This window comes from Okeania sp. SIO2F5, from assembly GCF_010692685.1.
GTDB classification, from domain to species: Bacteria; Cyanobacteriota; Cyanobacteriia; order Cyanobacteriales; family Microcoleaceae; genus Okeania; species Okeania hirsuta.
This window is the reverse complement of record NZ_JAAHGU010000184.1, coordinates 1-12,107: the sequence shown is the minus strand read 5'-3', so window position 1 is coordinate 12,107 and position 12,107 is coordinate 1. Positions and strand designations below refer to the sequence as shown.

The window sequence follows — 12,107 nt, the reverse complement described above, 5'->3', positions numbered from 1 at the left end:
CCCACCGTCAACGGGGGTGTTCACGCATTACTTGGGGGAGCGTAGACGCGGAGCGGCAGGTCGTTGACTATCCCCATGTAATTTTCCTCCTGTCTCCTGTCTCCTGTCTCCTGTCTCCTTCTTCAATGGCAGATATCAAAATTAGAGGTTTTCAGCACAATGTCATTATTTTTAATTAATCAATGGGATTTAATGAAGAGTAAAATGAATGAATTTTATAACTTTAATTGGAAATTTGAAGTATGAGAAAATCAAATTTTTAAGTAAAAACATTAGGGAAAATATCTATAAATAGATTAGTTAATATTTGCTAATTTATTATGAAAAAACAAAAAGTAATTGAGTAAAGTTTTAATCAACGAAAAAGTAAAAATGAAGCCAAATTACCGTCGGTGTGTTAGCTGTAAAAAACTTGCTCCTAAAGAAGATTTTTGGCGAGTTATTCGTATTAAAAAATCTTCTACCATTAGATTAGATGAAGGAGAAGGACGTTCAGCTTACATTTGTCCACAAACAGAATGTTTTCAAATTGCTCGTAAAAAGAATAAATTAAGCCGTTCACTTAAAACCCATGTATCACCAGAAATATATCAAGCATTATGGCAAAGATTGAAAAATTCTTCATCCAAAAAATGATCGCTGAAAATAGTTGTACAACAGAATAATATTTGCATTATCCACAAATTAACTCTGAATTACTAAATAAATCGAATACCACAACTAATTTTGTGTATCTTCTCTAGCAGTTAGATATTTCATTTCTAAATTAATATATAGCTATAAGTTACTGAGCTATGGTGCATTTTAATTTTAGATAGCTGAACAGCTTAACACAGCATTGAGACCACAGAAAAATTATAAATCCTGCTAAGATAGATATTCCGAGGGCAATAAATGTCTTAGGAAACTTAAACTATGATTGAAATCAATATATCTATAAAAGTCAAACCCTTGACTCAAGTACCACAAAGATTATATGTATAAAAAATCACAAACTGAAATTGTGAAATTGCAATTAATAAATAGTAAACTTCAACTATGATTGAAATCAATATATCTATATATCTATAAAAGTCAAACCCTTGACTCAAGTACCACAAAGATTATATGTATAAAAAATCACAAACTGAAATTGTGAAATTGCAATTAATAAAATTGCTTAAAAATTTAACTTATATGTATAATTTTTAACCTATCCAAAAAAATCAAGTCTAGTTAATAAATGGAGCAAGTAGACTTTCAGGGAACTACTCTGAAATACTCATTTCTCCAATCTAAATAGTGATGGGTTTTAAGTAAAATATAAACTTAATCGAGACAGTAGCTAAACAATTCATAAACTGAAAGCAGTGAAAATAAAAAAAAAGCTTTTAAGTAGCTAAACTGAGCCTAAAGCTAGTATGATTGTAGTGTAGTCGTTAAATAAACATTATAACAATGTAAAATTATAGATTTGTAAAAGAGAGGGTAGAGTGGATGAACAACGGAAAAGTAAGAATTTACGAATTATCAAAGGAATTGAATTTGGATAACAAAGATATACTAGCAGTTTGTGAACAGCTCAACATATCTGTGAAGAGTCACAGCAGTACTATTACAGAACCAGAAGCAGAACTAATCCGCAAAACAGCAGAAAGCTTACCCCACTCTCCCAGTAGGTCTGCTGTTCCAGAAAAAAGTAACTCTCAAAATCAAGAGTCAACTTTCAATCATAACGAGGGTAAAAAACAGCAGATATTAGAAATACGCAAACCAAGACCAAAACCATTAGAAGAAAGAGCTAAACTCAAAAATCAAACCCAAACCCATAATAATAACGTTCAATTAGTGGCAACTCCTCCAAAACCTCCAGCACCGGAAGCATTAGATCGGCAAATTCAACCTCTCAGTAAACCAAGGCCAAACCTGTCCCTAAAGCTAGAGGGAGAAAAAGGTAAATCTGTATCAGCAGTAGATAAAAAGTCTACAGATATAGCTCCAGACAGATCATTAGAAAAAACTGTCACAGAAGTTCCCCAGTTAGTAAGACCACCTGTAAGACCAGCACCTCCTAGCATAAATCGAAATCTACAAAGTCCCTCCATAACAAAGCCTAATCAAAAAAATAAAAAAACAAAGCAGGAAGGTAAAAAAAGAAAAGATAGAGAAGAAAAACCTTCTCAAAAGCCTGCAATTGTTAATAAAAAGGAAAACAAAGATACTTCTCAAAAAGAAAGTGTAAGACCACCTATTCTCAGCCCTGAAACTTCAAGTCAGTCAAAGCAAAAACATCGAGATAGACCTACGGTTAAACCAAAGCAAGTTCAAGAATTACAAAAACCTCAACTTGCACCAAAACCGAGACTAAAAATATCAGTTGATTCTCCAAAAGATACAGATATTGATTTAGATATAACAGAAGAAAAAGAGCCAGAAGAAAAAGTAATAGAATTAGATTATAATGAGGTAGAAAAACCAAGAAGAAAAATAATATCTCCAAGTAAGCCTCCATCTGCAAAATTAAAGAAAGGTCCAACTTGGGAAGAAGAAGAAGAAGATTCAAGCGAAATTGCTCAGAAAAATGCTAAAGCTAGTGCAAAAGCTAAACGTCTTCGTCCAAAACCACTCCTAGAAGATGATGATGAAGATTTAGAAGAACTTTTAAATAAGCCAGAACCAGTAACAATGAGCTTATCTTTAGCTCGCCCACCAAAACCAAACAGTAGTCCTGGCAAAACTAAATCCAATTCTGGTAACAACGCTCCCAGCATCAAAAAGAAATCTAGTAAATCACAGCAACCTGTCAAGTCTGAAATTGCTGAACAAAATCAATCTGTTGAAGCTCAACCTTTAGAAAAGCTAGTAATTAATTCGAGCATGACAGTTCAAGAATTAGCAACAGCTTTGGCAGTATCAGAAACAGAGATTATTAAAAGACTGTTTATGAAAGGCATAGCAGTCAACATTACAGAAAGCTTAGATATTGCCACCATAGAAATGGTAGCAGAAGAAGAAGGAATTCCTGTAGAAGCCCTAGAAGAAGAATCAGCAGCGAAGAAAACCACTGAAATGCTAGAAGATGCCGATCTAGAAAAACTGGAACGTCGTCCACCAGTAGTAACAATTATGGGGCACGTCGATCATGGAAAAACCAGTCTTCTAGATTCAATCCGTGCAACTAAAGTAGCAGCAGGGGAAGCAGGCGGTATTACTCAACATATTGGAGCCTATCATGTTGATGTTGAACATGAAGGTAAGATGCAACAAGTAGTATTCTTAGATACTCCTGGTCACGAAGCTTTCACTGCAATGCGAGCTAGAGGAACAAGAGTTACAGATGTCGCAGTGCTAGTTGTGGCAGCAGATGATGGGGTACAACCACAGACGATAGAAGCTATCAGCCATGCGAAAGCTGCAGGAGTACCACTTATAGTAGCAATTAACAAGGTTGATAAGGAAGAAGCTAACCCAGATCGTGTTAAGCAAGAATTGATGGAACATGGCTTAGTTCCTGAAGAATGGGGTGGTGACGCTATTATGGTTCCAGTTAGTGCGATCAAGAAACAGAATCTGGATAGCTTACTAGAAATGATTCTTTTAGTGTCCGAGGTAGAAGACTTGCAAGCCAACCCAGAACGTTTGGCCAAAGGCACCATAATTGAAGCTCACTTAGATAAAGCTAGAGGACCAGTAGCTAGTTTGTTAGTACAAAATGGGACTTTGAAAGTGGGAGATATTGTAGTTGCTGGCTCCGTCTACGGAAAAGTGCGGGCAATGATTGATGACCGAGGCGACCGGGTGGAAAAAGCAAGTCCATCTTTTGCAGTAGAAGTTCTTGGTCTCAGAGACGTGCCTCAAGCTGGTGATGAGTTTGATGTATTTGAAAATGAAAAAGATGCTTCATCAATTGCTACAGATAGAGCAGATGCTAAAAGAGAATCTCGGATTATGCGTAGGACAACTCTTGGTGCTGTTTCAGCTCGTGCCCAAGCAGGAGACCTCAAAGAACTAAACTTGATACTAAAAGCAGATGTTCAAGGTTCTGTTGAGGCTATTGTTGCAGCTCTGCGACAACTACCTCAAAAAGAAGTCCAACTAAGGCTATTATTCTCTGGAGCTGGAGAAGTGACAGAAACAGATATTGACTTAGCAGCTGCTAGTGAAGCTGTGATTATTGGCTTTAATACAACGATGGCATCAGGAGCACGTCAAGCAGCGGATGCGGCAGGAGTAGATGTGCGGGAGTACAACGTCATATACAAACTGTTGGATGATGTTCAAGGGGCAATGGAAGGTCTATTAGACCCTGAGCTAGTAGAGGAACCGTTAGGTGAAGTAGAAGTACGTGCTGTGTTTACGATTAATCGTGGTGCTGTTGCAGGTTGCTATGTGCTTTCTGGCAAAGTTATCCGTAATTGTAAGGTGCGAATACGTCGCAAAGGAGAAGTTATTCACCAAGGTGTACTGGACTCGCTAAGGCGTATCAAGGATGATGTAAAAGAAGTCAACGCAGGTTATGAATGTGGCATTAGCTTAGACAACTTTAGTGATTGGGCTGAAGGTGATATAGTTGAAGGCTACCAAATGGTAACTAAGCGCCGGAAACTGTCTATTTAAAATACTCATTATCAGGCAGAAGTAATATCCCTCTTTTGTTACTCTCCGGTTTTTTCTATGATTTGAACTTCCACCGAAAGGAGATATAACAAGAAATACAAAGTTTGACGATCAAATTTTGGCAATTTAACAGCTATCTGGAATTTCTAGGAAGAAAAAAGCTGGCGATCATCTGATATACAAAAGCTCTAGAGTTTAGAAATTACAATAGTTTTAGGAGAGTTACAAAAGAGATTTATATCAAGTCACATTAATTAACTCACATATAGGGACTTTTTATGCAATATCCCTACGGGTTAGGAGAAGCAATGTTTATTACAGTTGTTTCATGAGACATGATATTACTAGCAAATAATTTGAGAAATAGGTAGGTTTAATACCTACCTATCTTAATGTTTGAATAAATTACAGATGGGACGTTGCTGATGCGTGGGTATGATTTGTATTTTTTTGCGATTGCTAAACTATTTAATGACAAATATTTGAGATTCTTCAGTTTTTATTTTCATAACTTGATTCAGCAATGCCAAAGATGATATCTACAAGTCAAGATTTGATGACATATATAGTCATACTAATACCTGGTTTATGAATAGTGAGCTATCTTTAAAGAAGTAGAAGCTGTAAATCTCAGTAACTTTATCACTAACTCAGGTAAGTATTATGAATAAATTTAATGTTACCTCTTGGAATAATAATTCAGCCAAAGTAATTACAAAAAATGAATCAGAATCTAGAATGTGGGATAGTTTGAAGCAAGCGATCGCTGTAAGTTCAGGTTTTCAGAGATGGCAATTAGAGCGTAAGATTAATGAAGGTCAGCAGCAAAATATATCCTTAGATCGGCAAGTTAGTATATATTTACGGGAAACTTTAGAAACACTAGCTTATTAAAACAGTAGTCTATATTACAAATCTTCTTGTTCATTTTTTACAGTAGTTTTCTACTTGATAAGAGACAAGGTTTCATTGCTCTTACAGACAGGAAACAGATAGTAAGATTTAACTTTATCTTATACCATCACAAAAAGTATTCTAGTTCTATAGCAGTCTAAGGAAAGGCTAGAAAAAATCAAAAGCTTAAAACTCAGACAACGTAAGATTTTTCCTTCTCCACTTCTGCTATACCATAATTCTGAAAACAACTCAAATTACAAAACGCCTAATCCTAATATATTTAGAAGTAGGCGTTTTGCTTTTAAAAAGGGTTTTTTATATTTAGATTTAGGGCCTTTATCTTAGCTGACCCCACTTAAATATTTAAGGTCTTTATTTTTAGCTGACCTCAATTTATAGTCATTTACTATTTAACAACAACTTGACAGGGATCAAGGATTTCGTAATATTTTCTTTATTTTTTTGTATTTTTATGGCCAAATATATATCCACATTACAAAGTTTAAACTTTTGTTACTTAGACGAAGAGGACCGATTACTGGCCTTTTGCTCCAAACGAAATAGGAAAATCATCAGGATGACAATTCCGACTTGTAAAGCAAAATTAGGTAAAGTAGAAGCAATATTTTGGCCTGCAATAATTTTTGCTAAAAAAATCAAAGCTCCGGTGAAACCAGAAGCTCCGAAAGCTATATATATAAATTGCCGTAGTCCTCGATAAGGTGCATCCAGTTCACCTTTGAGGCGAGCATATTTTTCTGGGCTAAGTTTAGTTTGAGAGGAATTATTATTTGAGTGTGGAGTTGACATAGTATTTTAGATACAAACTTGAAGAAGTAAGTAGGTCGGTATTAAAAATTATAGTGACGATCAGGCAGGGGGCGAAATATAAGAAGTTTTTGAGCAACTTTACTGTTCATTACATACTTTGGTTTTTTCGTGCCTAACTACTTAGTTCATAATTAGTAGTTAATATTTACAAAAACTAATCAATTCCAGCCAAATATTTACAACTTATTCAATGAATAAAAACCTATATATTAAAAACATTAACAATAATTTTGAACTTACCTTTGTAGCAACAACAATATTGTCTGAAATAAACCAACCACAACACCTAAAACACCTCCCAAATTAACAATAGCTTGCAACTCATTTTTGACAATTACATTAACAGCAACTTCCAATTCTTCAGGAGAAGTACCCTTAACACGGTCAATAATTACTTGGTCAATGTTTAAAATTGGAATTGCTTGAGCCACAATATTTTCTAAATCCCGTTCTAAATAGCGTTCTAAAACCAAAGCTAATTCTTGACTCACCAACTCTAGAGAACTATTCATTATTGATGAAGCTTGTAAGCGATTAATAATTAAATCGGCAATATGCTCCCAATCTATAGATAAACTTAAACCTTGAATTAAATCAGCACCACGTTCTTGCAAGTATAGACGTACACTATCACCCATTGTATTTCTTAACTGGCGTACCGTAGAAACAGGTAAATTTTGCATGGAAAGATTTTGTAACCATTCCTGAATTCTTTCTCTAACACCTAATGCTCTGATTAATTCTTTTAAACGCTGATTGGTTAATTCTTTATCATCTAAACAGAAAGTTCTTAATCTAATCAAAGTATTACGCAACCCAAACAAATTAGCTACTACCCAATAAGTACCACTAGCTTTTTCGCGAAAATCTTCATCAATAATTGAAATATTTTGATCTGTGAGAAAATCAATTAAAGTCTGCCTTAATATATCTGGTGGTAGTACAATTTTAAGCAACCAATCTGATAGTTGAGTTGCCTGCATTTCTGTTAGTTGAAACTCTAGCAAGACTTGGTCAAAAATTTGGTTGAGTTGAGCTTCCAAAAAATCTTCTTTTTTTGCCCAAACTTTGAGAAGTCTTGGCAAAGATTGACCTAATAGATCCCGTAGAATATTTGCTAGAATTTTAGCAGTTTTCTTACTTGTATCGATTTTAAATTGTTCTAAGGACATTTGTAACAGCCAAAGAATAGCTGCCTCCATTCGCTCCGTTTGCAACAAACGACGTGCTAAATTCTGCAACTCTGAAGGAGTTAACAAAGAACCCATTATAGTATCAGCAACTCGCTTTGCTAAACGTTCTTGGTTCGCAGGAATTAATCCAGGAGTAAAGGGTAGCTTTTGCCCAAAAGCATAGTAAGGACGATAAGGGCGAAATAGCATTTTAATCGCTATATCATTAGTGAAATACCCAATAATTCCACCTGCGATTGGTGGTACAAAATAAAGCCAGATATTAGACAACTTTAATTATTTCAGACTATCTACTTTTGACAAGACTAATAACAATTATAAGATTATCAGTTGAAAAATTATTTTGTAATTACTAATATTCCCATCATACCCCCAGCAATAGGATAATGTTTTGCATTGACAAATCCGGCTTGATGTGCTAATAGTACTTGCTCTACCCCAGTGGGAAATTTTGTCAGACTTGGACTAATATAGGCGTATTCCTGAGTTAGCTCCAAATTACGAGCCACAGGAACTACTACTTTATCCAGATACCACTGTTGAAAACTTCTTACTAAAGAAGCACTAGGACGGTGCATATCGAGAATGGCTGCCTTAGAATTGGGCTTGAGGACTCGATATAACTCTTGTAAACAATGAGGAATATCCAAGACATTACGCAAACCATATCCCATTGTAGCACAATCGAAATAATTATCTGCAAAGGGTAAATTCAAGGCATCTGCTTCTACCCAATTAATAGGACTAACCTGACCAAATAAAGTTGATTTGCGGTTACGAGCGATCGCCAATTGTTGTACAGAAAAATCTACTCCATACACTATACCTTGACTACCCGCACATTTGGCCAGCATCCAAGCCAAATCTCCACTACCACAACATAAATCCAAGCAGGTATTGCCATCATTAGCTTCACTCCACATTACAGCCATTTGCTTCCAGATTTTATGTAGTCCCAGACTTAGTGCATCATTAAGTTGGTCATAAACTGGGGCAATTCTGTTAAATATGGCCTGAACTTCTGTGGAATTATTAATCATAAGTAGTAGTTTTCATTTTTATAGTAAGTTGATAGAGACTTTTGCTGAATGGTAGGAGGCAGCTATGCTAAGTATAGAGATTATGTGTTCCACTTTAGTAGAGTCGTTAGAGAGAAGCGGAGCTAGGAACATAAATTTATGGGAATACAAATATTTGGCCTACCTAATTTTTATAAGTAAAGCTTATAGTATGCCTGAAGCTATGCAAAACTATTCAAAGCCAATGCCAGTAGTTGAGTACAGATATTAATTGTATCAAGTTCTTCTGGAAGTATTTTACTGGGTTGTTGCCATTGTAAGGATATCAAGGCCACAAGTTTTTGCCGATAGGAAATTGGAATGACAATATGAGTCTTTATTCCTGAAATTTGATAATTTGCCACATTAGAAAGCTCAATATCTTCTGATACATCCATCACAACTTGTAACTTTTGAGAAGCGATCGCTTCAATTGCCAGAGGATCGTTAGCCAACCAATTGTCCACCTTACCCAAATTACTACTAACCCCTTGAATTGAAGTTAGACCATTATCCTCAATCAATTGCAAAATACATACATCACAAGAAAAAGCCTCTCTATAGACAGATGCAATTTCCTCTAAAGCTTGCTCTACTGTCTCAGAATTTTGAGATATATTAACCACATTGCTCAACAATTGCAATTGAGTTTGAGTTTTTAGCAATTCTTCAGTACGTTGATTCAACCTTTCATAAGTATTTGCCGCCTTTTGTACAACTCCTTTTAGTTCCTTGGGGTTCCAAGGCTTAGTAATATACTTATGTACTTGTCCAGAATTAATTGCTTCCACCAAATCTTCAATATCAGTAAATCCTGTGAGAATAATTCTGATAGTATTAGGAAATTGGGGCAATGTTTTACTTAAAAATTCTGTACCCTTCATTTCTGGCATTCGTTGATCGGAGATAATGACAGCCACCTCTCCCTCTGATGCCAAAATTTCCAAAGCCTGAATACCACTTTCAGCTTTTAGTACGCTAAAATCTCGTCTGAAGGTGCGGTAGAGCAAGTCCAAGTTATCTGGTTCATCATCTACCACTAGCATTTTAGGCTTTTTTCTTCTAGTTAAGCTCATCAGTTGGCTTTTTATGCTATCTAACTGTTGAGGAATTGCTTCCATTAAAACAAACCTCCGCAATTGTAACCCGAAAATAACATAATACTAATTCAATTTTCGACATCTTCCCCAAACTGTTAATACTTATTGATGCCAAGGATAGGTTAAACGGAAAGCTGATGTGATTGGATGCTTAAAAGTTTCCTGTTAATTTTATTATCTTATCCAGTCTTAACTAGGCCAGGCATAAGAAAAGCCCAACTCTCATTAGAAGCAATTTGTTTAATGTCCACCAAGTGCCATAATATTAACAGATTGTGGTGTTGTTTTGGGAATAGGCATTATTTATGAAATACTACTTTATACCATTTCACGGAAGTAAAAAGCGAGTGCGTAATTCTGAGGCCCCCTCAGAATGTAAGACGCACTCAAGACAGTCAAAAGTCAAAAGTCAAAAGTAAGATTTTATCGGCTCAGAAGTTTGAGTTTACAGTAATTTCAGGAAATTATTTCACATTTAAAGTTTGAAACTATTTGTGACATCTTTAAAAGTGAATTGGTATCATCTAACAACCATCTATCTTAGAAGTTGTCAATATTCAACCGAAACCTTGTATCGCCAAAAATTATTCCACTTGATTTTTGGTGTTATATCTCAGAAATAAATTAACTTATGGCCTTATATCCGTAGCTGATATATTTTTAGGTAGGATGGTCAAAAGCTTATTCATTCATTTAAAACAAAAAAAGTGCACCATCAATTATGATCGAAACACCAGAAAATTCCCCCAACTCTCAAGAAAAATCAACAAACCCAGTAGAGATAGAAAACTTAATTGGTTTGCTACGTCGCAAAGAAAGTAACTGGGTAGAGTGGGGACAAGCTTGTGCAAAACTACAAAAAGCTGGATATACTTCTCAGCAAATATTTGAAGCAACAGGATTTGAACCTGTACAGCAAAATCAGGTGATAGTAGGATCTCAAGTATATACAAGTATTGTCAATGCCAAAACCGCAAAAAATGTACAGTCGCAAAGTGGAACAGATTTTTTATCGCGCTTTGAGAGATCGGGAAGTGATATTCTTTACGAATTGAGAATTTTAACTCAAGAGCAAAGAATTATAGCAACTGAGTTTATAGTTGAGCATAATCTTGATGTTGATGATGCGAAAGAGTTAGCAAAGGCCATTAAGGATTTTGCTCGGATGAAAACAATACCAGAAGGATTTTCCGATCGCCCTGGAGATATAGTAGCTTATCAATGTTGGAAACTAGCTAGGCAACAAAACGACTTACAACAAAGATCTCGTCTCATTGCTAAAGGTCTTAAATTAGCTAATTCTCAAACAGCTAGAAAACAACTTGAAAAGTTACTAACTGATTTTACTATTGTTTCTCAGAGACCAGCACCCCGTCTGCCAATTTATCGAATGGAGTCAGAAGAAGAATTGCCCCGTATTTTACCAGTAGTGGGAAAATTACCCCTGAACACGGAAGATTTAAAAGCTGTCCCTATAGTTGAGGAGGTGGGGTCTCATGGAATAGTAAAGTTTTCTGGTGGAACAGGTGCTTGGGTAGGGATACCTGGATGGCGAGTTGTCATGCAAGCAGAGGATCCTGTAGCAGTGATTGAAAATAGCGATCGCTTGCCTACTCCAATACCAGGAGCAACTGAGGAAGTTTTGTTAATTATTGATAGGTCTCAACGTGAATGGGATGAGGATGGTTATTTTATCGTAGACCAAGCTGGGAAAATAGAGATGCAGTGCTTTGATGAATTACCTAATATACCTCTACTTGGACGGGTTTTGCTAGTATTAAGACCCAAAAAGATTCTCGATCAAGAATTTGTGAAAGACCTTTTGCAATTTGAGGAATAATAATTCACTGAAAGGGAGCAGGGAGTAGGGGAGTAGGGAGTATTTGTCTACCTGCTTGGTGCGCTACCAGATGCGACTAACGTCGTCGCGGGGTCTTATCCGCTTTTTCCCCTATTCTATTTCTGAATTTCCTGACTTCTGTAGGGGGCGAACGGCCATTCGCCCATACTTCTATGCTAAAAGCACATACCGCGTGCAAAGATACCATAAGAGTCCTATAGAAGATAAATATCGGGACTTTGATATTTTTGTCCCCAAAAATAACTGAAAATCATACAGAGCAAGGAAAATACATCAAAAGGGTAAAATAGCTAAAAACTACACCTATCAAAAACAAGCTGATTTGACGTGAAAATCTTCATAAGTAAGCTTTTGACAGTATTTTTCAGATGTTTTTGACTAAAGTCCCGATATTTAAAATATAGCAATGAGCGCTGGCATCTTTACATGTTACATAGATATTTGCAATGTAATATAAAAGTAACTGTATGAGCTGTATTTTTCATAAATTAGGCGATCGCTAAACCTTAAAGTTTTAAGGATGTCTGTAATGGTATTGATAATTTACAGTTTATAGCTTGAAATTGTTTAC

The 12,107-nt window shown here is 35.7% G+C and carries 8 protein-coding genes; 4 read left to right on the top strand and 4 right to left on the bottom strand.

Annotated features, from left to right (window positions below):
• Positions 1–372 precede the first annotated feature (372 nt).
• From F6K27_RS30170 to F6K27_RS30160, 3 genes are all read left to right on the top strand, one after another.
• A complete protein-coding gene (locus F6K27_RS30170; RefSeq protein WP_124145084.1) occupies positions 373–636 on the top strand; it encodes a YlxR family protein in 264 nt (87 codons plus the stop codon).
• 840 nt (positions 637–1,476) lie between these two features.
• Positions 1,477–4,596 (top strand): translation initiation factor IF-2, encoded by a 3,120-nt coding sequence (infB, locus tag F6K27_RS30165; protein WP_287275742.1) that lies wholly within the window; start codon positions 1,477–1,479, stop codon positions 4,594–4,596.
• A gap of 663 nt (positions 4,597–5,259) precedes the next feature.
• Positions 5,260–5,490 (top strand): hypothetical protein, encoded by a 231-nt coding sequence (locus F6K27_RS30160; protein ID WP_192901126.1) that lies wholly within the window; start codon positions 5,260–5,262, stop codon positions 5,488–5,490.
• A 516-nt stretch (positions 5,491–6,006) separates the two neighbouring features.
• Here F6K27_RS30160 and F6K27_RS30155 read toward each other — a convergent pair.
• From F6K27_RS30155 to F6K27_RS30140, 4 genes are all read right to left on the bottom strand, one after another.
• Positions 6,007–6,303: a DUF3493 domain-containing protein gene (locus F6K27_RS30155; protein WP_287275745.1), complete on the bottom strand. Its 297-nt coding sequence runs from the start codon at positions 6,301–6,303 to the stop codon at positions 6,007–6,009.
• Between the two features lie 257 nt (positions 6,304–6,560).
• The gene (locus tag F6K27_RS30150) at positions 6,561–7,787 is read right to left on the bottom strand and encodes a DUF445 domain-containing protein (RefSeq protein ID WP_124145081.1); all 1,227 of its coding nucleotides are present in this window, start codon (positions 7,785–7,787) and stop codon (positions 6,561–6,563) included.
• A gap of 68 nt (positions 7,788–7,855) precedes the next feature.
• Complete coding sequence (ubiE, locus tag F6K27_RS30145; protein WP_287275748.1) at positions 7,856–8,557, bottom strand: bifunctional demethylmenaquinone methyltransferase/2-methoxy-6-polyprenyl-1,4-benzoquinol methylase UbiE; 702 nt, start codon at positions 8,555–8,557, stop codon at positions 7,856–7,858.
• A 200-nt stretch (positions 8,558–8,757) separates the two neighbouring features.
• Positions 8,758–9,696: a response regulator gene (locus F6K27_RS30140; protein WP_287275751.1), complete on the bottom strand. Its 939-nt coding sequence runs from the start codon at positions 9,694–9,696 to the stop codon at positions 8,758–8,760.
• A 700-nt stretch (positions 9,697–10,396) separates the two neighbouring features.
• Here F6K27_RS30140 and F6K27_RS30135 point away from each other — a divergent pair.
• Positions 10,397–11,515, top strand: a complete 1,119-nt coding sequence (locus tag F6K27_RS30135) for a RuBisCO accumulation factor 1 (RefSeq protein ID WP_287275752.1) — start codon at positions 10,397–10,399, stop codon at positions 11,513–11,515.
• Positions 11,516–12,107 lie beyond the last annotated feature (592 nt).